We start from the raw sequence: 24,464 nt of genomic DNA, 5'->3' as shown, positions 1-24,464 counted from the left end.
TTGGACGCGGGAGGCGCGCGGGGCGATCGGCCGGCCGAAATCCGTCGGGTCGCTCGGCGGCCCGCGAAACAGAGGTGATTCATGAGTACCACTCCATGAGTACCACTCGATGAGTACCTACCGCTTCGACGCCCTGCTGGCGCCCCGCAGCATCGCGGTGGTGGGCCTCGCCGGGCCCGGTGCGGCCCTCGGCGCCGCCGTTCTGGAGAACCTCGCCCGCGCCGGGAGCAAGAGGCCGATCTGGGCCGTCAATCCGCAGAGCCCCCTCTCTGGGGAATGCCTGATCTGCATTCATAACATATGTGAAACCGCCCAGGCTCCCGACCTCGTGGTGGTCACCGCCCCGGCGGGCGAACTCGTCGCCTGGGTCGGGGCCGCCGGACGCCGGGGCGCCGCCGCCGCCCTCATCCTCACGCCCGACGTGCCCCTCGACCTGTGCGCGGCCGTGCGCGCCGAGGCGCGGCTCCACGGCCTGCGCCTGCTCGGCCCCGGCAGCATCGGCCTCGCCGTGCCCCGCGAACACCTCGACGCCAGCCTGCTGGCGCAGGCGCCGAAGGCCGGCGACCTCGCCCTCGTCTCGCAATCCGGCACGGTGGCGGCCGGCATCGTCGCCTGGGCGGCGCGCCGCGACGTCGGGTTCTCGGCGGTGCTGTCGCTCGGCACCGCCTGCGACATCGACATCGCCGATTGCCTCGACCACCTCGCCGCCTGCTTCCACACCCGCGCGATCCTGCTCTCCCTCGACACGATTCCCGATGCGCGGAAATTCATGTCGGCGGCCCGCGCCGCCGCCCGCGCCAAGCCCGTCGTGGTTCTGCGTGCCGGGCGCCACCGGGCGCCGACCCGCCACGTCGTCACCCACACGGGCGCGCTCGCCCGGCCCGACGCAGTCTACGAGGCCGCGTTCCGCCGCGCCGGCCTCCTCAGCGTCGACAGTCTCGATGCGATGTTCGCCGCCGTGGAGACCCTCGGGCGCCAGCGCCCGTTCCCCGGCCACCGCCTCGCCATCCTGGGCAACGGCCGCGGTATCGCCGCGCTCGCCGCCGACCGCCTCGCCGACCGGGGCGGGACGCTCGCGGCTGGCAACCCCGTCGAACTCGGCATCGCCGCCGGACCCGAGGCCTACGCCGCCGCCCTCAAGCCCCTGCTCACGGCGCCCGGCCACGATGCGGTGCTGGCGGTGCACGTGCCCACCGCCCGCTCGGGCAGCGCCGCCACCGCGACGGCGCTCGCCGAGACCGTCGCGCGGGTGCGCAGGAGTAGTCAGGGGGCGGGCGGCCAGCGCAAGAAGCCGGTCTTCGTGGCCCTCATCGGCGACGACCCCGAAGCCGCCGCGGTGCTGGCGGCCGCGAACATCCCGGGCTTCGCCACGGAGGCCGACGCCGTCGACGGGTTCCTCAACCTCGTGCGCTACCGCGAGGCGCAAGGCGACCTCATGCGCACGCCGGATTCCCTGCCGCGCGATTTCTCGCCCGATGTGGACGCCGCCCGCGCCATCGTCGCCCGCGCGGTGGCGGGCGGCCAGACCTGGCTCGACCCCGTCGACGTCGCCGCCCTGCTCGCCGCCTACCGCATCGCCAGCGTACCCCTGACGCTCGCCCCCGACGCGGACGCCGCCGCCACCGCCGCCTGGGAGATCATCGCGGCGGGCGGCACCGTGGCCCTCAAGGTGGTCTCCCCCGACATCGTCCACAAATCCGATGTCGGCGGGGTCCGCCTCGATCTCACGAGCGAGGCGGATGTCCGGGCGGCGGCCGCCGACATCCTCCGGCGCGCGCGGCGCTTGCGTCCCGAGGCCCGCATCACCGGGTTCGCCGTGCAGCCCATGATAAGACGCGGCCAGCAGCGCGAACTCATCGCCGGCCTCGCCGAGGACCCGACCTTCGGCCCCGTGGTGGTGTTCGGCCGGGGCGGTACCGCCGTCGAGGTCATCGACGACCGGGCGCTCGCCCTGCCGCCCCTGGATCTGCGCCTCGCCTCCGAACTCATCGACCGCACCCGCGTCGCCCGACGGTTGGCGGCCTACCGCGACGTGCCGGCGGTGGACCGCCACGCCGTCGCCCTGGTGCTGGTGAAGCTCGCCCAGCTCGCCGCCGATTGCCCGGAGGTCCGCGAGCTCGACATCAACCCCCTGTTGGCCGACGCGACCGGCGCCCTGGCGCTGGACGCCCGCGTGATGGTGGCCCCGGCGCCCCCCGGCCGCGGCGCCGCGCATCCGCGCTTCGCCATCCGCCCCTATCCGGTGGAGTGGGAGCGCCGCCTCACCCTCAAGGGCGAGGCCATCGCCGTGCGCCCCGTGCGGCCCGAGGACGAGGCCCTGTTCCTCACCTTCTTCCAGTCGGTGAGCGCCGAGGACCTGCGCCTGCGCTTCTTCGCCCCCGTGCGCGACTTCAACCACGCCTTCCTGGCGAAGCTGACCCAGCTCGACTATTCCCGCGCCATCGCCTTCGTCGCCATCGACGCCGCCGGCACCATGCTGGGCGCCGTCCGCCTCCACGCCGACGCCAACCACGACAGCGGCGAATACGCCATCCTCATCCGCGGCGACCGCAAGGGCACCGGTTTGGGCCACGCGCTGATGAGCCTGATGATCGACTGGGCCAAGGCCGAGGGGATCTTTCGAGTTGAAGGAACGGTCCTTCGGGAGAACCGGCCGATGCTGGCGGTGTGCAAGCAGTTGGGCTTCACCACCCGGCCGGATCGGGAGGATGCAGGAGTGGTGAAGGTGTCTTTGGCGCTGGAACGGTAGGGCAGCAACGATCGGCCTATCCGCAGGAGGGGCTGTTGCAGGTGGCGAGCGGAAGTTAACCCCTTGCTGTGTAGCGGACGTTCCGTCTCCGACCCTTGCCGGTCATACGGCCATCTATGAGTACTTCTTGACAGCAGCCATCCATCCGTCAGAGCTTCCGGCGGTTGCGCTGTTGGTTTTAGCTGCGCCGACGGGATGTTTTTTAAAAAAACGCATGACGATTATAGCTTCCGAGTCATAGAGCGATTTTTTCGCTGTAACACTTACGCAACACGACCCCTGCAAGATGAAATAGATTATAACGCTTCTAGGCCCAAGCTCAGGCATATTTGAATTCCTCTAAACTAGTCCTCTGTGATCGGCGCCTAGTGAGCTTGACCGCGTATGTTTCTAAATCGTAACGGGCACAATTAACCTAAGCTGGTTGGCGTCCGTGAGAGTGCCGAGAAAAATGACTAAAAGAAGCACGACGCTGGCCGCGTCCGCTGCCTTCGTGCTTGTCGCGCAATCGGGTTCGTTGGTCAGTTTTGGGCCCACTTCAGCCGTAGCCCAGCTTGCCGCAGATGCTTCACAAGAGGTGCAGCTCGACGAGCTTTCGGTGGCCGGCACCGGAGGGCCCGCGGGCGGAATAGCACGCAAGGTCGATGGCTATCTTGCACGGGACAGCGTCAGCGCGACCCGCACTGACACGCCGATACGGGAGGTGCCCCAGACGGTGGTCGTTGTGCCGGATCGGGTTTTGCAGGACGCCGCCGCGACGCGGGTCGACACCGCCCTCGATCTTGCCGGCGTCGGCCGGGCCAACAACTTCGCGGGCCTTGGCCTGACGGAGTTTACCATCCGTGGCTTCAGCACGGGTGAGTACTACCGCAATGGCTTCCCGATCAACCGGGGCTACCCGCCCTCGCCGGACGTGGTCTCCATTGAGCGGATCGAGGTGCTGAAGGGCCCGTCCGCCTTCCTATACGGACGCGGCGATCCCGGCGGCACCTTCAACATCGTGACCAAGCAGCCTTTGGCCGAGCGCGCCCTCGCGATCGGCACGCAGTTCGGCAGCTTCAACCAGAAGCGCAGCACCTTCGATGCCACTGGCGCCCTCGACGAAGAAGGCCGGGTGCTCGCTCGCGTTACAGGCGCCGTTGAGGACAACGGTAGTTTCCGCGATTTCGTACACAGCGACCGCTTCTACCTCGCTCCCGTCATCGCCTGGAAGCCCACCGCTGACACCACGATCACTTTGGAGGGCGAGTTCGTCAGCACGGCCGCGACCTTCGACCGGGGCGTCGTACCAATCAACGGCAACATCCGCGCCCTGCCACGCAACCGCTTCATCGGCGAGCCTGGCATCCCGCCGGTGCGCAACGACAACGCCCTCGGCCAGCTGCGCATCGAGCACAAGCTCGATCAGGACTGGGTGGTCACTGCCGGCGTCCAGGCGCTGGGTGGGAGCCTCGTCGGTGACGGCGTGGGCGCCATGAATGTCCTCAGTGATGGGCGTACCTTGCGCCGAACCTTCGAGCATCGCGACTTGAGCTGGTCGGACCTCGACCTGCAGCTCAACCTCGCGGGCAAGTTCGAGACCGGCCCCTTTCGCCATACTCTGCTGATGGGCTTCGAGTACGACACGTACAACTATCGCGAGATCTTCAACCGCTCGAACGCGAACCTCTTCCCCTTCACCCTCGACCTTTTCGCGCCCCGCTACGGGCAATCCGCCCGGCCGCCTCTCGCCTCGATCACGAACTTTCTGCAGAACACCGAGAGCTTCGGTGGCTACGTTCAGGACCAGATCGACCTCACCCCACGCCTCCATGCCCTTCTGGGCGTGCGCGTGGAGAACCTAAGCCTCGTTTCCACCGACTACCGCACCGGCCGCACCACGAGCCTGCAGGACACTGTAGCGACCCCGCGCTTCGGCCTCACCTACGATCTCACCGATGAGGTCTCGATCTACGGCAGCTACGGCCGTTCCTTCCTGCCGAATACCGGCACGGATCGCTCGGGACGCCCCTTCGCTTTCCAACAAGGCGAGGGCTACGAGGTCGGAGCCAAGTTCAGCCTGCTCGACGGGCAACTGAGCGCCACGGCGGCTCTGTTCGACATCCGGCGCACCAACGTCCTCACGGCCGATGCAGTCGATTCAAACTTCAGCGTGGCGGCGGGCGAGGTGCGCAGCCGGGGCTTCGACCTAACCGTCGCTGGGTATCTGGCACCCGGCTGGCGGGTAATCGGCACCTACACCCATGCGGATGCCGCCGTGAGCCGCGACAACACGCTGCCCGTGGGTACGCGGATCGCCAACATCCCTGCCGACACCCTCGCCCTGCAGAGCGTCTACGAGTTCCAAGGGGCAGAGTTGCGGGGACTCGGTCTTGGTGGCGGCGTGACTTATGTCGGTCAGCGCGTGGCCGGCACCGCCCTATCGACCTTTCGTCTGCCGGACTACACGGTCTTAAGCCTGATCTCCTACTATTGGATCACTCCACAGGTGCGGGTCTATGTCAACGTCGACAACCTACTCGATACGAACTACTACGACCGCGCCTTCCAAAACCGCTACGCTACACCGGGTACGCCGCGCACGATCATGGGTGGTGTCGCAGCACGCTTTTAACCTCTATCGTTGCCAACAAGGTGATTCTGCAACGGATCACCCATCTGTTGGGCGTCTACGACCGCTGTAACGCTTGAATTGCCGGTAAGCGGACCAGCTGAAATCCACCCGACCCGGTTGTAGGTCTTCGTCCACCAAGCTGCTCAGAAGTGGTGCCAGCGAGGATCGGCAAAGTGTCGAAAGCTGTCCATTGCCGTCTCAGGCTGTTCGAATCCGGGATCTTGGCCTGCTTACGAGAGCTGGCAAATCTGTATTCTTCATCTGCTCATGAGTCGGGTCGGCCTGTTTGTCGGGTAGGGGTGCTCCGGTTCAGTCTCGCCAATCGCGTGCGGTGCCATCCAACGCGAAGCGGAAAAGTCATCTCCGAGCAAATGCTGCAGTGCTCGTTGAACGATTGGCGCCGTACGATTTTTACAATTCTGCTTCGCCGGCCCGAGCCTCCTGATTTTGTAGAAGCATGATCCTCCTGAAAAAGGATCAGATTTGCTAAATCCCGAACAAGCGCGTACAAACTCAAAACCAGCTCAAAACCAGAGTTTGTCGCGCCTCGATCCGGAGACGGGTCGGGGAGATCAAAGTCTGTTGATTGGGTTGGTCGGGAGGTGGCCGCGCACGATCGCGTGGACCTCTGACATATAAGCCCGCAAGGGCGAAGGAATACGATGGCTGTCGGTACTGTTAAGTGGTTCAACGAGCAAAAGGGTTTCGGGTTCATCCAGCCGGATGACGGCGGCAACGACGTGTTCGTGCACATCTCGGCCGTCGAGCGCGCCGGCATGCGCGGCCTCGCCGAGGGCCAGAAGGTTTCCTACGAGATGGAGACCGACAAGCGCAGCGGCAAGCAGTCCGCCGGTAACCTCCAGACCGCGTGAGCCACTTCGGGTCCGGGGTGCCGCACCGAACGCCCGCTCCGCGCCAGTTCTCCGTCTCGGTGGAACGGCGCAGGGTGAGCCCGGTGCGAGCCAGCCCGGCCTGACGTCGCAAAGGGCCGCTCCCCATTCGGGGAGCGGCTTCTTACGTTGTGGAAGACCAAATCTTTTGCCGGCACCCGGCCGGCGCAAATCCAGGATCCTGTGTGAGCCAATTCAACGAAAATTCCATGACCGACCGCCTCAAGGCGGCCAACGAGGCCCGTCAGGCGGCCCTCGCGCGCTTCCGCGATCGCCCGCCCGCCGATGATCCCGCCGTCTTGGCCCGCAAGGCCGAGCGCGAGCAGATCGTCCGCGACCGCGAGATCCGGACCCGAGCCCGCGACGAAGCCCGCGCCGCCGCGGAAGCCCAGCGCGTCGCCGAAGCCGATGCCGAGCGCGAGCGTCTCGCCGCCGAGGCCATCCGCGCCGCCGAAGAGAAGGTCGAGCAGGCCGCCGCCGCCCGCCTCGAGCAGAAAGCCCTGCGCGATGCCCGTTACGCGGCCCGCAAGGCCAAGGCGCGGAAGTAACACCGGCGCAGCCCGGGCGTGCGCCGCGTGCCGACCGTTCCACACCGGGGATGGAACGGTGCGCGCTGCACCCCATGCGCCCGGTTTTTCCGGCGCGGACCGCCCCACGAGACGACGCGCGGCGCGCGCTTTCGCGCCGGCTCACCACGGAGTCACCCATGTCCCATAAGTTCAAGCTCGGCCAGCGCGTGCGCCGCGCCCGCCTCGGCTACGCCGACGCCAAGACCGACACGGGGGACATCTTCGAGATCGTCCGCCTCGTCCCCGAGGACCAGACCGGCGAGCCGTTCTACCGCATCAAGTCCGGCACCGGCGAGCGCGCAGTCCGGGAAGGCGAAATCGCCCTAGCCGGTTGATCGCGTTGGGGTTTTCGCTCTCGGCAAACCCCTAGAGGACACCCTCGCGGATCGCCCCCGGATCGGCCAGGGCATGCAGCATCCGCGCCGCGTTGTGGGCGAACCGCAGGGTCACGGCCTTCCGCCGCGCCCCGCTGAGCGGGTGCTCCTCCGGGTCGCGCAGGATCGCGGCCCCGAACGCGTCGGCGACGATGAGCCCGGCCTCGTCCGGCGTCAGTGTCGTCGAGAGCGTTTCGGGAATCGCGAAGTAGAACCGGTCGCAATACTCCCGGTACTCCGGCCATTTCCGGTCCGCCCTGAAGTCGGCGACGCTCGATTTGATCTCGATGATCGTCAAGCGCCCCGCCGGACACAGGGCGATAACATCGGCGCGCCGGCCGTTGGCCAGCGAGAACTCCGGAATCGTCACGTGCCCCAGTTCCGAATACAGCCGGCGCACGCCCCGTTGCACCTGGAGCGCCGTCGCCGACTGGCGGCGATCGACGGGGAGAACGGCTCCGTTGGGAAGGATCGCGTGGGCCAGGGCAGCGGACATGGATGTTCCGATTCGGGACTGGCCCCTAAGAACCAGTCCGCGCCCGGCTTGTCACCTGCGACCCCTGAGCACGTACCGGCTTAAGCCTTGAAATAGCTCAACAATCCGGCGCCTGGCGCCAGCATCACGAAGGCCCAGACCAGGGCCGACAGCACGTTCGCCACCTGGAACGGCAGGCGTTTAACCCCGAAGATGCCGGCGATCAGCGGCACCACCGCCCGCGCCGGCCCGAAGAACCGCCCGATGGCGACGCCCCCGGCCCCCCATTTGCGGCAGAATTCCTCGCCCTTCGCCACCAGGGCCGGGTAGCGCGTGAGCGGCCACATCCGCTTGGCCCCCTCCTTGTAATAATGGCCGAATTCGTAGGAAATCCAATCGCCTAGCGCCGCCCCGAGCGCCGCCGCCAGCATCACCGGCACGAACGGAATCCCCACCGTCCCCATGAGCGCGCCGATGCCGAGCAGCAGCACGGTGGCGGGCACCAGCAGCGACAGGAACGCCAGGGACTCGCAGAACGCCAGCACCCCGACGATGAGCGGCGTCCAGCCCTGATGGGCCTCGACGAAGGCGAGGGTCGAGGTCTTGATGGCGTCGAAGTCCATGGATCGTCCGAGGGTGCGAGGTCGTGAAAAACGAGCTAAGGGAAGGTTTTATGGAGGACCGGCCCGCTTGAACATCCTCTCGATCCAGTCTCACGTCGCCTACGGCCACGTCGGTAACGCATCCGCGGTGTTTCCGATGCAGCGCCTCGGCGTCGAGGTCTGGGCGATCCACACGGTCCAGTTCTCCAACCACACCGGCTACGGCGCCTGGCGCGGCCGGGTGTTCGACGGCCCGGCCATCGAGGACCTCGTCGCCGGCATCGCGGAGCGCGGCGTACTCCACACCTGCGACGGCGTGCTGTCGGGCTACATGGGCTCGGCCGATATCGGCACCAGTATCGTGCACGCGGTGACCGCCGTCCGCGCCGCCAACCCGCGCGCCCTCTACGCCTGCGACCCCGTGATGGGCGACACGAACCGGGGCATCTACGTCCGCCCGGGAATCCCGGAATTCATGCGCGATCAGGCACTTAGACTCGCCGACATCGCGACCCCGAACCAGTTCGAGCTCGACCATCTCTCCGGGCTGCCGTCCCGCACCCTCGATGAGGTCAAGGCGGCGGTGGCGGTCCTCCACGGCCTCGGCCCCCGGGTGGTGCTCGTCACCTCCCTCGCCACCGAGGCGACGCCGCCGGACTCCATCGACCTCCTGGCCGGGGAGGGCGGGCAGTTCTGGCTCCTGCGCACGCCGCGCCTCCACCTCGACGTCAACGGCGCGGGCGACGCCATCGCGGCGCTGTTCCTCGTGCACTACGCCCGCACGGGCTCGGCCGCCCTGGCGCTCGGCATGGCCGGCGCCTCGATCTACGGCCTCCTGCGGCGCACGGCGGAGGCGGGCTCGCGCGAGATCCTCACCGTGGCGGCGCAGGACGAGTTCGTCGCGCCGAGCGAGACGTTTCCGGTCGAGCCGGTCTAGGTTTCAAGTCCTTGAGAGGTAGGGAAAAATGGCCCGACGCTTCGTGACGCTCGACGTGTTCACAGACACTGCGCTCGCCGGCAATCCCCTCGCGGTGGTGCTCGACGCGGACGGGCTCGACGGCCCCGCCATGCAGGCCATCGCGGGCGAGTTCAACCTGTCCGAGACGGTGTTCGTGCTGCCCCCCGACAATCCCCGCCACCGGGCACGCCTGCGCATCTTCACCCCGAAGGCCGAGTTGCCCTTCGCCGGCCACCCGACCCTCGGCGCCGCCGTGCTCCTCGCCCTTCGGGACGAGCGCGCCACGCTGACCGACGCGCTGGCCTTCGGCCTGGAGGAGGGGATCGGCACCCTGTCGTGCCTCGTCGAAAGCGGTGCAGGCCGCGGGCAGGGGCGCTTCCGCATGCCGGTCCTGCCGGACTTCGTCGGCGACGGCCCCGAGCCGGACGTTCTGGCCGCGGCCCTCGGCCTCGCACCCGCCGCCATCGGCTTCGGGCGTCATGCCCCGAGCCGGCATTCGCTCGGCCCCGACTTCCTGTTCGTGCCCGTCGGGTCGCCCGAGGATCTGGCCAGTGCCCGGCTCGATCCGGCGGCCTCGGCCACCCTCGGGGACCCTGCGGCCCTCTACCTCTACACGCCCGACCCCGATGCGCCTGGCCGGCAGTTCCAGGCTCGGATGTTCGCCCCCCACCTCGGCGTGCCGGAGGACCCGGCCACGGGCTCGGCGGCGGCCGCCTTCGCCGGCGTGATGATGCAGTTCGAAGCCATGGGGGACGGAACCCACGATCTCGTGCTGCATCAGGGCGTCGCCATGGGCCGCCCGAGCCGGATCCACGTCCAGCTCGGCATCGAATCCGGTGCGCTTCAGGCCATCGAAGTCGGTGGATCGGCGGTGATCGTCATGGAGGGAACGCTCCATGTCTGAACGCCCCGCCCAATCCGACGGCTTCACCTTCGCGCGCCTCGAAAGCCTCGAGGCGCGCCTCGTGCCCTACGACTGGGCCTGGGCCCGGGACAATTCCGACGCCATCGCGGCGCACTGGGCCGAGCGACAGGCGGCGAAGCCGGCCCTGTTCGATGGGCCCGTGCTCCTCGGCTGCGCCTGCACCGTCACCGACGGCGCATGCACCATCGATCTGTTCGAGGCGGCGTTCTCGGAGTTCCTGGCCTTTCGCGACGGCGGATCACCCGATCCCTCCGTCACCAACGCGTTCGCCGCCATCGTGCCGTGGTCGCGCGACGGCGCCGCCGTGCTCGGCGTCATGGGGCGCGACTCCGCCAATGCCGGACAGATCTACTTTCCGTGCGGGACGCCCGACCCCTCGGACGTGCGCGCGGGCCGCCACGTCGATCTCGCGGGGAGTGCGACCCGGGAATTCCTGGAGGAGACGGGCCTGCGCGTCCCATCCGATGCGCCGGCGAATTGGGTGCTGGTCAGCGGCGAGCGACAGCACGCGTTCCTGCATCCGGTGGACTTCCCCGAGGAGGCCTCGGCCCTCATCGCCCGCATGGAAGCGCACCGGGCGGCGGAGGCCGAGCCGGAACTCGCGGGCTTCGTCGCGGTGCGCTCCCGCGCCGACCTCGACGCGGACCGGATGCCGGGCTTCGTGCGAGCCTATCTCGCCGCGTCCTGCCGGTAGCCGTAGCGTGCCTTGGCGGCCGCGAGCAGGCCGAGGGCTTCGCGCTCCTGGCCGCCCTGGCACGTCTCGGCCGCCCGGCGCAGGTCGACGCTGAAGCGCTCGCCCACGGGCGCGTTGAGGTTGCCCGTCGCGACATCGCTGTCGACCACGGCCTGGGTGCGGGCGATGGCGGGCCCGCACCCGTTGCCCTGCGGGAGGGGAGGGGCGAGCACGGCCGCGGGGGCCGCCGCCACGACGGGCGGCGCCGAAGCGCTGGGCTTGCAGGCACCCACGAGGGAGACGGCGATGAGCGTTGCGAATGCGCGACTCGCGCGGTGCAGTATCACGACGGCTTCCCCCGAATGGCACGGCTTGCCCTGAATGGCACGGCTTGAAGTCGTTTGGGTTGTGCCCCCGGGAAAACGGCCGGTCAATCGGAGGAGCGGCCCACGCGCCGTCGCGGTACGATTCCGCGACGGCGCACCTGTGGATGCCGCAAGGCGACGCCCTCGGGGCGCTGCGAAGCCGCTACTTCGACTTGTCGGCGATGGCCTTCAGCCCGGACTCGTAGATGCCCGTGATGGCATCGACGGCGACGGCGTCGGGAGCGCCCTTGGCCTTGAAGCTGCCCGTCCAGGTCACCGTGGCGCCGCTGGCCTTCGGGGCGACGGAGAGGGTCGAGCTGTAATCGCTCACGGGCAGGGGGCCCGAAACGATGGCGTAGGTGTAGGCCATCTTGGCGTCGTCGCGGGCGGTCTGCGACTCGACGATGGTGCCACCGCCCTTCAGGCTGAGGGTGCGCAGGGTTTTGCCGCCGTCCGTGGACAGGGCACATTTCTCGATGGCGGGGTGCCATTGGCCGATGCCGCAGAAGTCGCCGATCACCGACCACACCTTGGCGGGAGCAGTCTGGACATCGACGGTCTTCGTCACGTCGAGGGCGAAGCTCGGCAGAGTTCCGGCGAGAAGCGCGCAGACGGGCAGGGCGAGCGTGATCGTGAGGCGGCGTGACATGGCGGCGTTTCCCATCCGGGTTTTCTTGATGTTCATCTCGCGTGGAACGGTTTCATTGGTTCCACGCGCTTTGAAAGCTAGGCTTGAGTCGCCACAAGGCAATGACCGGGGATCGTCTTCGGGGCCGAGAACTGTTGTCGGACCACTCGCTCGGGGTGTTCCGTAGGCCGATCTCCGCCCTGCCTGACGCTTCCGATGCCCCGCTGCTTGTCAATCCGTTTGGCGAGGGCTAGGGAAACCGCATTCGCAATCGTCCGGCGCGTCCAGCGAGCACGGTTGCCCCTCGGGAGAGACGAGCCTTGGCCAGCGCCGGCTCCATGGTCAGCCGCACCGGCGCCGCGCACGCGGCCATGCGGTCCCGTGCGCGTGTTCCCGCGCTTCTTACCCTCGGTCTGCTGCTTATCCGCCCCTGAGGGCCGTCCGGGCATGCGCCTGGGCTCTCAGGGGACGCGTACTTACCCGTATTCGGGCTCAGCCACGACGCGCGAGCCGTTTCCAGGCGCCGTGTCCTCAGGGCTTCGCGCGCCGTGACAGGATCAATACCATGGCCAGTTCCAGCACACCGACGCAGAAAGACCGCGTTCTCATCTTCGACACGACTCTGCGTGACGGCGAGCAATGCCCCGGCGCGACCATGACCCTCGACGAGAAGCTGGCCGTGGCCGACCTCCTCGATGCCATGGGCGTCGACATCATCGAGGCCGGCTTTCCCATCGCCTCGCATGGTGATTTCGAGGCCGTGGCCGAGATCGCCCGCCGGGCCAAGCGCGCCACCATCGCGGGCCTCGCCCGGGCGATCCCCGCCGACATCGCCCGCGCCGGCGAGGCCGTCCGCCACGCCAGGCGCGGACGCATCCACACCTTCGTCTCGACGTCCCCGATCCACCTCGCCCACCAGATGCGCAAGAGCCAGGACGAGGTGGTCGAAATCATCCTGAAGACCGTGGCCCAGGCCCGCGACCTCGTCGAGGACGTGGAATGGTCGGCCATGGACGCGACCCGCACGCCCATCGACTACCTGTGCCGCTGCGTCGAGTCGGCGATCCGCTCGGGCGCCACCACCATCAACCTGCCCGACACCGTGGGCTACGCGACACCCGACGAGTACCGGACCATGTTCCGGAGCGTGCGCGAGCGGGTGCCGAACTCCGATAAGGCGATCTTCTCGGTGCATTGCCACGACGACCTCGGCCTCGCCATCGCCAACTCGCTGGCCGGCATCGAGGGCGGCGCCCGGCAGGTGGAATGCACGATCAACGGCATCGGCGAGCGCGCCGGCAACGCGGCCCTGGAAGAGATCGTCATGGCCATCCGCACCCGCGGCGACGTGATGCCCTATGAGACCGGCATCGAGACCACGATGCTGACCCGGGCGTCCAAGCTCGTCTCCCACGCGACGAACTTTCCCGTTCAGTACAACAAGGCCATCGTCGGCCGGAACGCCTTCGCCCACGAGAGCGGCATCCATCAGGACGGGATGCTCAAGCACACCGAGACCTACGAGATCATGACGCCGGCCTCGGTCGGCGTGGCCAAGACCTCCCTGGTGATGGGGAAGCACTCCGGCCGCGCCGCCTTCCGCTCGAAGCTGGAGGAACTCGGCATCACCCTGAGCGACAACCGCCTGCAGGACGCCTTCGAGCGCTTCAAGGCCTTGGCCGACCGCAAGAAGCACGTCTACGACGAGGACATCGAGGCCCTGGTCGACGAGAATCTCGCCACGGCCCACGACCGCATCCGCCTCGTCTCCCTCTCGGTGATCGCGGGCACGCATGGGCCGCAGCGCGCCACCCTGAAGCTCGCCATCGACGACCGGGTGATCACCGAGGAGGCCGAGGGCAACGGCCCCGTGGACGCGGTGTTCAACGCCATCCAGGCCCTGGTGCCGCACGTGGCCGACCTCGAACTCTACAAGGTCGATGCCGTCACCGAGGGCACCGACGCCCAAGCGGAGGTCTCCGTGCGTCTCAAGAGCGGCGACCGCAGCGTCACGGCCCGGGGCGCCGATCCCGACACCCTGGTGGCCTCGGCCCGCGCCTATCTCTCGGCCCTGAACAAGCTCGAGGCCTCGGCCGTGCGCCTCCACGCCCAGTCTCCGATGACGACCTCGTAAGGCCCCCTTGGCCGGATCTAGAAAATCGACCCCAGGGGGTGGACACCCCTGGGGGGCTTTGGTATCAGCCACCTCGTCGCGGCGGACTTGGTGGGCCGCAGCGACCGCCGCAAGGCGAGGGTGCATAGCTCAGTTGGTAGAGCAGCTGACTCTTAATCAGCGGGTCCAAGGTTCGAACCCTTGTGCACCCACCAATACAATCGATGATACTAGCCGCTATTGTGTGGTCGATCAATCGATAAATACCAGACTTATTGTGACCGATAATTTGAGCGGGTCGTTGTTTCCCGGGGTGGGGAAATCCGGTCGGATTGTTGTCCGTGCTCGTGCCCGAGCGTAAATCCAGGCGATTCTGTTCACGGCCTATCGTCGTCGCGATGGCGCAGTTCCGTCATCGGAACATGCATTCGATCGCGTTCCGCCGTCTTTCCATCCTGTCTCACGTGGTGAGACCCGCGATTGGCGGGGTCTGAAGCTCGCGCCGAGAACGCGTTCGTTCCGCTACCTCCGTGGATGTCGGTGTCGTGCGGCTCGGCACAGTCGTTCGACAATCCACGACCAAGCTCCGGACGTCGGAAGGCGAGAACCTACGGGTTTCCTCCATCCTTCGTGAAATCCTCAGAACGGCTACGGTAGATTTCAATCCAACTGCAGTCCCTGTGCGGCGAGCAGGTTTGGAACCTCCCCCCAAGCGACCGGATTGACTTCTGTACCGATGACGGTGCCAAACCTGCGGAGGTATTCATGGCGCAACAGGTCGAGGTCGATGCGAATGCTCTGATCGATGCCCCACTGGGAGTCGACGGCACGCACGAAATCACGTCGGACCTCGCCTATCAACGCCATGCGATCGTGAACGTGATCTTCTACGGTCCCGTCGGGGCGGGTGATCGGGCCTGGACCCTCATCGACGCCGGGATCGGTGGCTCCAAATCGGCCATCATGAAGGTTGCGGCCGAGCGGTTCGGCCCAAACGCCCGTCCGGCGGCGATCGTGCTGACCCATGGCCATTTCGATCATGTCGGGGTCGTCGAGGATCTCGCACGCGATTGGGACGTGCCGGTTTTCGCTCATCCGCACGAGCATCCCTATCTCGATGGTTCCGCATCGTACCCTCCGCCCGATCCGACCGTCGGTGGAGGTCTCATGTCCCGTCTGTCACCCCTCTATCCAAGGACGCCGGTCAATGTTTCCGCCCAGCTTCGCAGCTTGCCGGAGGATGGCTCCGTGCCGTCCATGCCGGGCTGGCGCTGGATTCACGTTCCGGGACACTCCGTCGGTCAGATTGCCCTCTGGCGCGAATCCGACGCAACCTTGATTGCGGCCGATGCCTTCGTGACGACCGCCCAGGAATCGGCTTACGCGGTCGCGTTCCAGGAGCCCGAGCTTCACGGTCCGCCCATGTACTTCACGGTCGATTGGGATGCTGCTCGGCGCTCGGTCGAGATCCTGGCGGCCCTCGAACCGCAAAGGGCCATCACGGGTCACGGGCGTCCCCTGGAGGGGCAGGTCTTACGGGATGCCCTTCATGCCCTCGCCAGCAACTTTTCGCAGGTCGCCGTGCCGAAACAGGGGCGTTACGTCGATACCCCGGTCCGTTCGCAGGATGGATCGGCCTACGAGACATCGTAGTTCTTCAACCGCCCGAGATTACGGGTACCGAACCATCCCGCGTTGTGACGGCTTTGTCGACCGGGTTCAGCGATGCGATCCTGGGCCCACGCAAGTCCGGTACGGTCAACTCGATATCGTCCAGCACCCGATTGGCTGCGTCGACGAGGCGGTCAGCCGCTCTGCCGATCAGGGGCCGAAGCGCTTCGGCCAAGCGCGTGAGAAGGGTCTGCTCGACGCCAGGATGGATCCGCACATTCGCCTGCCTGGCGTAAGCTGCGAAAACACGCTCCGCCATATCACGTGCGGTGCGATCGACATCCGGGGTATCTGGCACGGGAGACTCCTGGTTTCGAGCCAGAATTGGCTTCGATCCTTCACAGATAGGTTTCGAAAGGCATGCTGCCGCCAGGGCTTCCTCAGGAGCCGAACGAAGACGTGACGACGAGGTACCTGCCTCACGGGGGCGGCCGGGAATGCGGCGATACGGACAGGAACGGCGACTTCGAGGGTTGCGTTGACCGCCCGACCTCTCATTCCCAACGGGATCTTTCCATGCTTCGCGCCCTCACCACGGCCTGCCTGATCGTTGCCTCATCCTGCGCGCTCGCGCCGCTCGCGCAGGCTCAGGATTCGACGACCAAGACAACCAACAGCGTCGTTCGCGAACACATGGAGGTCGTCGGCTCCGACAAGGGGCATGTCGGCACCGTGGACAAGTATGACGGCAAGGACATCAAGCTTACGAAGAGCGATTCCGCCGCCGGTGGACATCATCATCTGATTCCATCGTCCTGGGTCGGTACGCTGAACGGGAACACCGTCATCCTGAACAAGACTGCTCGTGAGGCGATGGCCGAGTGGAAGGTATCGGATCGCCCGGAGGGCGATGTAAAGAAGTAACGGACGCGTTCTTTTCTCGTATACAGCAACCCCGTCGCTCACCTTTCTTCGCGAGCCGGCAGGGCGTCTTGTCCCTGGAAGATGCCGGGTGAGACATCGCATGGTCCGCGGGAGGTACGGCTCAGTTGTATCGAATTAGACCATGGACTGGCTTCAGGATGTTTCCTGGAGTCACAGGATTGAACCTTAGGTTTTGTGTCGGATCCTATGAAGTAACAAAAAATAGCGGGAGTCCGACCTGCGATCTGTATGCCGATTTACTCTTTGAATAAGGCTTTAATGGATCGTTTGGCGAGCATGGCCGTCTGGCGAGCCGATGTAAGGATTTTGTGGATCCAAGAAGAGTCAGTGTCGGAACTGGGAAGCCGCAAGGCAGTCCCTTCAGGATTGTAATCCCTCCTTTGATTCGAGGCGGATTTCTTCATTCGAGTTGGACGGTCAAATGTTTCACCTGTCGCATGTATTGCTGCTAAAGCCGCCATGCGTAATCGTTCGATCTCTACACGATACAACAGGGTCGAGTTGGTTTTTTCAGTCGGAGAGCACTGATTGATCAAGGTATGTCGACGAAGTCCGGCGATGGACGATTGCACCTGATTGACCGGGTTGAGGCACACAACCGCCGTTCCTGCCGTGCTGAAGAGGGTGTTGTGAAGGCCGGACCCCGACTCGCCGATGATCACGCGCGCACCGGCGAAAAGTAGAATCTGGTCTTGCCATTTCATGCTTTCAGGACTGACGATCTGAACGCCGAGTTCGTCCATGAGCTGAAACACTTCATCTTCGTTGGCAATCGTTCGAGCATAGCTCTGGCTGGTCTGCCGAAAGCCTTGACGTGTCACATAGATTAGTTTCGAATTATGTTTGGATTTCTTGCGCGCCTCGGTGACTAAAGGGTGGTTGAGAAGGTACGCGACGAAGTCGTTCATTGCGGGGTGAAAATAATGATTGTTGTGTAAGAGTGATGGAATCAGAGCGTGCTCAATCTGAAGATTTTCCTCCGCAAAACTATGATATACACTTTTGTTTATGCCGAAGAAATCACGCAAAATTGTGATCGCAAATTGCGGCGTTCCATGGGGTATGATGATATTTATGGCATCTAAATTTTCGGTCAGGAGCTTGGCCATCCAAATTCTGGGAAGAATATCCAGAAGCCAATGCCCATAAACGTCGTGAACAACAGATATCGCTACAAGAGATACGCCATCGATCTTCCTGTGGGGCAAGGAAGAAATTAGGTCCCATGGCCCCGTGCTGTCTATTTGGTGGCGGACATATTCAGGTATGAGATCTGACTCATCGACGAGCTTTCCTTCAACGAAGAGAAATGCCAAGCTTCGTAATTCTGTTTTGCTCAAGTAATAAACTCCAACGGTACCTATCGTTGGTGCTATGGCCGCAATACTATTGAAGTGGTCCTCGGTGTTTGATCCGTTTTGCAGGGCAATTATAGCCGCAGGATATGATGCAGCACTTTCATAGATAACGTATTTTGTGCTTTCACTGTCCAGTTTTAAAATATCGACGTTGCCGGCATATGGCGTTAGGGGCAGCGCTCCGAAGCGGTCGAGTTTGGGCATGAGTTTAATCTAAATCTCGGTTGAGCAGGTGCCATGTTAGAATCGACGCCACGGTCGGCTCTTGTCTTGGGCAGCATGGCGCAGCGGGAATTTTGTCAGAGCCACCGAGCAAATCCTCTGCATCCACCATACACGCTTGCTTGAATCACGCCCGGGGGAGGCACGACAATCTCGGTACTGTGTGCGGGGAGTCTCCGTTGCAGTCTCGATAGACGCTTCCCGGAGGCTACCTTGTGTGAATGCAGAACTCAAACAGGCATCCGTCGCGATCCATCCATTACGTCGGAGTCTGCAACGACTGCTACTACAATGCCCACCGGATCTGCGGAGGTCGACGCATCATTCATCAGAGATGGAATTCTATACAACCTGCGATGTAGGGCCAAATGACGTGGTCATCTTCGCCGAGGGTGATGAACCCCAGGCCATGGCCGAACGAAATGCTACGGACCTTGACGCACGATGGTTGTCGGGCCCGTGCGGCGAATGAACCGATTTCTCAGGAGCAGGTTCCAGAAGCCAGGCTGCGCCGAGCAGATTACAGGGGTCATGACACCCGTCGCTGTGGCTTCGAAGTTTTCAGCCCTGTTTGAGCCGATCCTGTTCTTCAGTGAAAATCACGACTCCGGTACACCCTCCGATCGGGTGGCGCGGAGAAGTCCGTGGTTTCGGGCGGAAGCTTGAAACCGCCCTCGCGCAGGCTGCGGAGTTCGGCGGTGAGGTCGCGGAAGCGTTCGGCGAGGAGATGGACCACGAGTCCCTGGCGCTGGATGCGGCCACGCACGGCGAGGAAGCGTGCACCCATGGCGACGGCGCGATGAGCCTCGAACACCTTCGCCCACACGATGACGTTGGCGATGCCGGTTTCGTCCTCGAGGGTGAGGAAAACCGTCCCATGGGCCGTGCCGGGCCGCTGGCGGGTGAGCACGAGCCCCGCCACGGTGACGCGGGCGTTGTTGGGCACCCGCATCGCGTCGTGGTGGTCGCGGGCGGGAATCGCACCGATCCGGGCGAGCCGCGCCCGGAAGAACGCCACCGGATGACCCTTCAGCGAGAGCCCGGTGGTGACGTAATCTGCGGCCACGTGCTCGGATTCGGCCATGGCAGGCAGGGCCAAGGCGGGCTCGGCCCGAAACAGTCCGTCATCGGCATGAAAGGCGAACAGCGGTAGCGGCGCTTCCAGCAGGTGCGCGCGCCGGTCCGTCGCGGTCCAGGCGGCTGCCTTTCTCGAGGTGGTGCCCTCCAGGGTCCGCACCGCCCAGAGGGCCGCGCGCCGGTCGAGGTCGAGGGAGCGAAAGGTATCGGCTTCGGCCAGGCGTTCCAGGGCGTTGCGCGGCAGGACGAGGGCCGCCTGCAATCCCTCGATGCTGGCGTAGCCGTTGCCGCGAAGGGCCACGAGACGGCGCATGGCGGCCTCCGACACGCCGCTGATCTGGCGCAGGCCGAGCCGCACGGCGAGCCGCCGGGGGACCTCCGGGGGTGGAAGCTCCGAAGCCGGTTCCAGGGTACAGTCCCAGTCGCTCGCGTTCACGTCGACCCCGCGCACCTCGACCCCGTGGGCGCGGGCGTCGCGGACGAGTTGGGCCGGCTGGTAGAAGCCCATGGGCTGGGCGTTGAGGATCGCGGCGAGGAAGACGTCGGGGTGCCGGCACTTCATCCAGGCCGAGGCGTAGACGAGGAGCGCGAAGCTCGCCGCGTGGCTCTCGGGAAAGCCGTAGGTGGAGAACCCCTCGATCTGCTTGAAGCAGCGCTCGGTGAAGTCGCGCGGGTAGCCGCGCGCCACCATGCCCTCCACGAACTTGGTGCGGAAGTTCACGATCTCGCCGTTGTGCCGGAAGGTCGCCATGGCCCGGCGCAGGCCGTCGGCCTCGGACGGCAGGAAGCCCGCCGCCGTGATGGCGATCTGCATGGCGTGCTCCTGGAACAGGGGGACGCCGTAGGTTCGCTTGAGCACGCTCTCGAGTTCGTTTGCCGGACCTTGGCTCGGATGGGGCGAGGGGTAGAAGACCGGCTCCAGGTTCTGCCGCCGGCGCAGATACGGATGCACCATGTCGCCCTGGATCGGGCCGGGGCGGACGATGGCGACCTGCACCACGAGGTCGTAGAATTCGGCCGGTTTCAGGCGCGGCAGCATCGACATCTGCGCCCGGCTCTCGACCTGGAACACGCCGACGGAATCGGCCTTCGACAGCATGGCGTAGACGGCCGGGTCGGCAGGCGGGAGGTCGGAGAGGGTCGGGTAGTCGTGGCCGTAGTCGCGGGCGAGGAAGTCGAGGCCGCGCTTGAGGCAGCTCAGCATGCCCAGCGCCAGGATATCGACCTTCATCAGGCCGAGCACGTCGATGTCGTCCTTGTCCCACTCGATGAAGGTGCGGTCCGCCATGGCGGCGTTGCCCACCGGCACGGTCTCGTCGAGGCGCCCGCGCGTGAGCACGAACCCGCCGACATGCTGCGACAGGTGGCGCGGGAAGCCGATGAGGGCGTGGGCGAGATCCAGCGCCTGCCGGATCGCCGGGTTCTTCGGGTCGAGGCCGGCCTGCTCGATATGGGCGTCGGGCAGGGCGGCGCCCCACGAGCCCCACACGGTGTCGGCCATCAGCCCGGTGATGTCCGGGGTGAGGCCCAGCACCTTGCCGACCTCGCGGATGGCGCTCCGCGGCCGGTAGTGGATCACCGTGGCGCAGATGGCGGCGCGGTCGCGGCCGTAGCGCGTGTAGAGGTATTGGATCACCTCCTCGCGCCGCTCGTGCTCGAAATCGACGTCGATGTCGGGCGGCTCCGCCCTGTTCTCCGAGATGAAGCGCGCGAACAGCAGGCGGATCTCGGTGGGGTCCACCGCCGTGATGCCGAGGCAGTAGCACACCACGGAATTGGCGGCCGAGCCCCGGCCCTGGCACAGGATGCCTCGGCTGCGCGCGAACTCGACGATGTCGAACAGGGTGAGGAAGTAGCGCGCGTAATCCATTTTCGCGATGAGGCGGAGTTCCTCCGCGATCGTCACGGCGATGTTCTCGGGAATTCCATCCGGGTAGCGCCATCGGGCGCGCTCGTGGACCTTGTCCGTGAGGTAGCCCTGCGGGGTCCAGCCCGGCGGCACCGGTTCGTCGGGATACTCGTAACGGAGCTGATCGAGGGAGAAGCCGCAGGCCTGCGCGATCTCCACCGTCCGCGCGATGGCATCCGGATGCTCGGCGAACAGCCGCGCCATGGCGGCGGGGGCCTTGAGGTGCCGCTCGGCGTTGGCCTCCAGCCGGTAGCCGGCCTCGCGCAGGGTGCAGCCGGCGCGGATGCAGGCGAGGATGTCCTGCAGGGGGCGCCGGCCGGGCACGTGATAGAGGGCGTCCGATACCGCCACCAGAGGCGCGCCGAGGCGGTTTCCCCACTCGGCGAGGCGGCCGAGGCGCCGGCGCTCGTCGCCGCGATGGCGGTGGCTGCCAGCGAGAAACGTCCGCCCCGGCGCCGCCTCCGCCAGGGCGGCGAGGCGGTCCGCGAAGGCGCCGCCCGGGACCTCCGGCGGCATATCGTCCGACGGCATGGCGATGAACATTTGCCCCGCGCTCGCCCCCAGCATCTCGGCGAAGGAGAAGTGGCAGGCGCCCTTCTCCGCCCGGCGGTTGCCCAGGGTGAGGAGGCGGCACAGGCGGCCATAGGCGTCCCGGTCCATGGGGTAGGTGACCGCCTCGAACCCGCATTCCGTCACCAGGCGCACGCCGACCAGGGTGCGGACGGAGGGTTCCCCGGCCTTGGCCCGGCGCAGGCCCTCCGCATAGGCGCGCACCACGCCCGAAAAGGTGTTGCGGTCGGCGATCCCGATGGCGACGAAGCCGAATTCGGCCGCCCGCGCCACCATCTCCTCCGGGTGCGAGGCCCCGCGCAGGAAGGAGAAGTTCGTGGTGACCGCGAGCTCGGCGTAGGGCGGCGTCATGCTCCCGCCCGGCGGGGAGGCGGCTTCACGCGAACATCCCGTGGACGAACCAGCCGACCGTCTGGGCCCGGGCAAGCGTCTGGGCTGGAGGAAGCGTTTGCGCCGGGGAAGCCGCCTGCCGGTAGACCCACAGGCGGCGACCGGCCTCGTCCTCGACCACGTAATAGTCGCGGGTCGGGGTGGCGCCCGACCACCATTCCCCGGCGATGCGCTCGGGGCCCTCCGCATGGGCGACCCGGTGCAGGCGTCGGCGCCAGCGGAAGCGCTGGGGCGGCCCATCGGGGGCGAGAACGTCCTCGGCCGCTTCGCTGCGGGTGAGGAGAACGAGGGGCCGGGGCAACCCCGCGCCGGCCCGGGCCGGACGGTGCAGGGCGATGCGGGTCACGCGCCACGGCTCGGCCGTCTCGGCCCGCTCGGGCACGTGGCTCTCGTGATGCGCGAGGCGCAGGATGCCGCGCCCGAGGCGCTGGCGCAGGGCATCGGCGAGACCCGCCGCGCCCGTCGCCGCGCGGCCATCCCCCGAGAGATCGCCCTGACGCGCGGTGACCGGGCCGGTGCCGACCACATCGAGGCGCACGGTCTCGAAGCCGAAGCCGGCATCGAGGGCCGCCCCGAGGCGGTCGAGGCGGAGGTCGAGGAGCCGTCCCACCAGCACCGGACAGCGGGTCGGCTCGCTCAAGGCAAGGTCGAGGGTCCGGATCACGCCGTCGACCCGGTGCAGGGTGAGGCGCAGGGCCCGTGCGCCGAGGCCGGCGGCCTCCAGGCGCGGGGCGACGGTCTCCATGAGGCGCGTCGCCGTCGCCACGATGGTGTCCTGATGGCCGATGGGGTCGAGGAAGCCGCGCGCGGCGCCGAACGCCAGCGGTTCGTCGAGGGGGGCCAGGGGGTCGGGCCGGTGCCCGAGGGCCTGGTCGAGGCGCCGGATGAGGGTATCGCCGAACCGCCGGACCAGGGGCGCCCGGGGGGCGTCGACGAGGTCGCCGATCCGGCGCAGGCCGAGGCGGCCGAGGGCCGCGGCCGCCTCGGGGTCGATGCGCAAGGCGAGGACGGGCAGGCCGCGCAGGGCATCGGCCTCGCCGCCGGGGGGTACGTGACCGCCGGCTCCGTGGCGGGCAAGGGCGAAGGCGCAGCCGGGATTGCCCGCGAGGGCGAGGCGCGCCGGCAGACCGTTGGCGCCGAGGCGCCGGGCGAGGTCGGCCATCAACCCGGCCTCGCCACCGTAGAGGTGGCTCGCCCCCGCGACGTCGAGGAAGAACCCGTCGCGGCCCTCGGCCTCGCCGAAGGCCGCGACGCTCGGGGTGTAGCGCTTGGCCCATAGGCAGAGACGGTCGAGGGCCGCCGCGTCGGCCTCCGGATCTGCCGGATGGACCGCGAGCGGCGTGTTCAGTCGGGCGCGGGCGCGGGCCAGGGGCTCGCCGGGGCGCAGTCCCAGGGCCCGGGCCCGGGCATCGACGGCGGTGAGGCGCAGGCCCGTCGCTTCCCCGGCGGCGACGACGAGGGGGGACGCATCGTCGTGCGAGCATGCGCGGTGGGGAGACCCATCATGGCCGCCCTGCGCGAGGCCCGCATGCGCCCGCCTCAGGCGGGTGACCGGCCAATGCTCCAGCCAGACCGAAACGATGCGCGGCATGATCCCACTCCAGAAGCCAATCCCCCGTCCGTCCGTTGCGGCAGCGGTCGAGCCGCACCCGCCAGCACGGCCGCTCGATGCAGCCGAACCGGTCGCGCAGGGCCTTGCCGGCGGCGATCCGCCACCGGGTCGCGGCCACGTTGGGGCTCTCCGCCCCCGCCGGGCGTAGGACCACGAGGAGACCTTCCGTGCGGGCCCCGGCCAGATGCAGCCGCCGGCTCTGGATCAGGGGGATGCCGGCATCGACGAGGCCCGCCACCGCCGCAAGACCGCCCCCGGCGGCGGCTTGCCCCCCGTTGCCTGCGGCTGGGCCACCGTTGCCGCCGGCCCGCAGGGCCTCCTCCAGGGCGCGGTAGACGTCGCGGTCGCTGCCCGCCTCGAACAGGAGCAGCCGGTCCGGGTCGAGGCCGAGGCCAGCGAGGCCGTGGCCGTAGGGCATCGGATGCCCCTTCGCGATGACGAGGAGCGCCTCGCCCCGGACGGCGGCGAGGCGCCGGGCGACGAGGGCGAGGGCGAAGCCCAGGGCCGCCGGCTCGTCGCCCTCGGCCTCGGGGGCGACCTCGTGGAGCTGGCCGAGGCCGAGGCCACCGCCGGGCAGGTGCCCGTCGACGGCGTGGACCCCGAAGGACAGGGTCTTTCGCGGGGCGTCCCGACCATGGTGAAGGGCCACGCGCGCCCGCAGGGATGCGAGCCGTGCGGGAACGTCGGTCGCATCCCCATCCGCCCGGTGGGACGCATCCGGGGATTGGGAATGGGGGTGGGGGCGTTGCGACATCCGGGTGGCTCCATGGCCGGATGATAAGAACAAAACAGGAACATATTCAACCGATTTCCGGTGGCCTTGCCCTCGGCCTGC

20 protein-coding genes and 1 tRNA gene are annotated in these 24,464 nt (G+C 67.0%); 12 read left to right on the top strand and 9 right to left on the bottom strand.

The window, feature by feature from the left end; all coding sequences use genetic code 11:
- Nucleotides 1–109: 109 nt before the first annotated feature.
- The 5 genes from ASF25_RS01935 (at nucleotide 110) to ASF25_RS01915 (ending at nucleotide 7,157) form a co-directional block, all read left to right on the top strand.
- Nucleotides 110–2,749, top strand: a complete 2,640-nt coding sequence (locus ASF25_RS01935; RefSeq protein ID WP_056302951.1) for a GNAT family N-acetyltransferase — start codon at nucleotides 110–112, stop codon at nucleotides 2,747–2,749.
- A gap of 451 nt (nucleotides 2,750–3,200) precedes the next feature.
- The gene (locus ASF25_RS01930; RefSeq protein ID WP_200927264.1) at nucleotides 3,201–5,363 is read left to right on the top strand and encodes a TonB-dependent siderophore receptor; all 2,163 of its coding nucleotides are present in this window, start codon (nucleotides 3,201–3,203) and stop codon (nucleotides 5,361–5,363) included.
- Nucleotides 5,364–6,025: 662 nt separating this feature from the next.
- The gene (locus ASF25_RS01925; RefSeq protein ID WP_056088410.1) at nucleotides 6,026–6,235 is read left to right on the top strand and encodes a cold-shock protein; all 210 of its coding nucleotides are present in this window, start codon (nucleotides 6,026–6,028) and stop codon (nucleotides 6,233–6,235) included.
- Nucleotides 6,236–6,438: 203 nt separating this feature from the next.
- Nucleotides 6,439–6,801, top strand: a complete 363-nt coding sequence (locus tag ASF25_RS01920; RefSeq protein WP_274533775.1) for a DUF6481 family protein — start codon at nucleotides 6,439–6,441, stop codon at nucleotides 6,799–6,801.
- A 158-nt stretch (nucleotides 6,802–6,959) separates the two neighbouring features.
- The gene (locus tag ASF25_RS01915; RefSeq protein WP_056166631.1) at nucleotides 6,960–7,157 is read left to right on the top strand and encodes a hypothetical protein; all 198 of its coding nucleotides are present in this window, start codon (nucleotides 6,960–6,962) and stop codon (nucleotides 7,155–7,157) included.
- Nucleotides 7,158–7,188: 31 nt separating this feature from the next.
- Here ASF25_RS01915 and ASF25_RS01910 read toward each other — a convergent pair whose 3' ends face one another.
- On the bottom strand, nucleotides 7,189–7,692 hold the full coding sequence (locus ASF25_RS01910) for an MmcB family DNA repair protein (protein ID WP_056166634.1): 504 nt from the start codon (nucleotides 7,690–7,692) through the stop codon (nucleotides 7,189–7,191).
- A gap of 80 nt (nucleotides 7,693–7,772) precedes the next feature.
- Nucleotides 7,773–8,294, bottom strand: coding sequence for a DedA family protein (locus ASF25_RS01905; RefSeq protein WP_056263543.1), 522 nt, complete (start codon nucleotides 8,292–8,294; stop codon nucleotides 7,773–7,775).
- Between the two features lie 67 nt (nucleotides 8,295–8,361).
- Between ASF25_RS01905 and pdxY the strand changes: the two genes are divergently transcribed.
- From pdxY to ASF25_RS01890, 3 genes are read left to right on the top strand one after another with little or no spacing between them, the layout of a single operon-like run.
- Nucleotides 8,362–9,210 carry a pyridoxal kinase PdxY gene (pdxY, locus tag ASF25_RS01900; protein ID WP_056263546.1) on the top strand — a complete coding sequence of 283 codons (849 nt, stop codon included), beginning with the start codon at nucleotides 8,362–8,364 and terminating at the stop codon, nucleotides 9,208–9,210.
- 28 nt (nucleotides 9,211–9,238) lie between these two features.
- Nucleotides 9,239–10,135, top strand: coding sequence for a PhzF family phenazine biosynthesis protein (locus ASF25_RS01895; protein WP_056302948.1), 897 nt, complete (start codon nucleotides 9,239–9,241; stop codon nucleotides 10,133–10,135).
- Entirely contained in the window at nucleotides 10,128–10,850 is a 723-nt protein-coding gene (locus ASF25_RS01890; protein WP_056302946.1) for an NUDIX hydrolase, read from the top strand. The genes ASF25_RS01895 and ASF25_RS01890 overlap by 8 nt, the downstream gene beginning before the upstream one ends.
- Here ASF25_RS01890 and ASF25_RS01885 read toward each other — a convergent pair.
- Nucleotides 10,826–11,173, bottom strand: a complete 348-nt coding sequence (locus ASF25_RS01885; RefSeq protein ID WP_056303161.1) for a hypothetical protein — start codon at nucleotides 11,171–11,173, stop codon at nucleotides 10,826–10,828. The genes ASF25_RS01890 and ASF25_RS01885 overlap by 25 nt on opposite strands.
- Nucleotides 11,174–11,357: 184 nt before the next feature.
- The gene (locus ASF25_RS01880) at nucleotides 11,358–11,843 is read right to left on the bottom strand and encodes an SRPBCC family protein (RefSeq protein ID WP_056166980.1); all 486 of its coding nucleotides are present in this window, start codon (nucleotides 11,841–11,843) and stop codon (nucleotides 11,358–11,360) included.
- Nucleotides 11,844–12,387: 544 nt separating this feature from the next.
- Between ASF25_RS01880 and ASF25_RS01875 the strand changes: the two genes are divergently transcribed.
- From ASF25_RS01875 to ASF25_RS01865, 3 genes are all read left to right on the top strand, one after another.
- Nucleotides 12,388–13,956: a 2-isopropylmalate synthase gene (locus ASF25_RS01875; RefSeq protein WP_056166650.1), complete on the top strand. Its 1,569-nt coding sequence runs from the start codon at nucleotides 12,388–12,390 to the stop codon at nucleotides 13,954–13,956.
- A gap of 118 nt (nucleotides 13,957–14,074) precedes the next feature.
- Nucleotides 14,075–14,150: transfer RNA gene (locus tag ASF25_RS01870), tRNA-Lys, on the top strand.
- 550 nt (nucleotides 14,151–14,700) lie between these two features.
- Nucleotides 14,701–15,588: an MBL fold metallo-hydrolase gene (locus tag ASF25_RS01865; protein ID WP_056263552.1), complete on the top strand. Its 888-nt coding sequence runs from the start codon at nucleotides 14,701–14,703 to the stop codon at nucleotides 15,586–15,588.
- A 4-nt stretch (nucleotides 15,589–15,592) separates the two neighbouring features.
- On the opposite strand, the gene ASF25_RS01860 is transcribed toward ASF25_RS01865, so the two are convergent.
- The gene (locus ASF25_RS01860) at nucleotides 15,593–15,904 is read right to left on the bottom strand and encodes a hypothetical protein (protein ID WP_244472862.1); all 312 of its coding nucleotides are present in this window, start codon (nucleotides 15,902–15,904) and stop codon (nucleotides 15,593–15,595) included.
- Between the two features lie 335 nt (nucleotides 15,905–16,239).
- Between ASF25_RS01860 and ASF25_RS21695 the strand changes: the two genes are divergently transcribed.
- Nucleotides 16,240–16,470 carry a DUF2171 domain-containing protein gene (locus ASF25_RS21695; RefSeq protein WP_056303159.1) on the top strand — a complete coding sequence of 77 codons (231 nt, stop codon included), beginning with the start codon at nucleotides 16,240–16,242 and terminating at the stop codon, nucleotides 16,468–16,470.
- Between the two features lie 257 nt (nucleotides 16,471–16,727).
- On the opposite strand, the gene ASF25_RS21690 is transcribed toward ASF25_RS21695, so the two are convergent.
- The 4 genes from ASF25_RS21690 to ASF25_RS21680 all read right to left on the bottom strand — a co-directional run bounded on the left by ASF25_RS21690 (nucleotide 16,728) and on the right by ASF25_RS21680 (nucleotide 24,383).
- Nucleotides 16,728–18,053, bottom strand: a complete 1,326-nt coding sequence (locus ASF25_RS21690; protein ID WP_082502429.1) for a glycosyltransferase 61 family protein — start codon at nucleotides 18,051–18,053, stop codon at nucleotides 16,728–16,730.
- Between the two features lie 607 nt (nucleotides 18,054–18,660).
- Nucleotides 18,661–21,978: an error-prone DNA polymerase gene (locus tag ASF25_RS01850; RefSeq protein WP_056302941.1), complete on the bottom strand. Its 3,318-nt coding sequence runs from the start codon at nucleotides 21,976–21,978 to the stop codon at nucleotides 18,661–18,663.
- Nucleotides 21,979–22,003: 25 nt separating this feature from the next.
- Nucleotides 22,004–23,608, bottom strand: a complete 1,605-nt coding sequence (locus ASF25_RS01845; RefSeq protein ID WP_056302940.1) for a DNA polymerase Y family protein — start codon at nucleotides 23,606–23,608, stop codon at nucleotides 22,004–22,006.
- The gene (locus ASF25_RS21680; protein WP_082502451.1) at nucleotides 23,520–24,383 is read right to left on the bottom strand and encodes an ImuA protein; all 864 of its coding nucleotides are present in this window, start codon (nucleotides 24,381–24,383) and stop codon (nucleotides 23,520–23,522) included. The genes ASF25_RS01845 and ASF25_RS21680 overlap by 89 nt, the downstream gene beginning before the upstream one ends.
- Between the last annotated feature and the right edge of the window lie 81 nt (nucleotides 24,384–24,464).

The organism is Methylobacterium sp. Leaf100, assembly GCF_001422845.1.
Taxonomy (GTDB): domain Bacteria; phylum Pseudomonadota; class Alphaproteobacteria; order Rhizobiales; family Beijerinckiaceae; genus Methylobacterium.
This window is presented reverse-complemented; position numbering and strand designations above follow the sequence as displayed.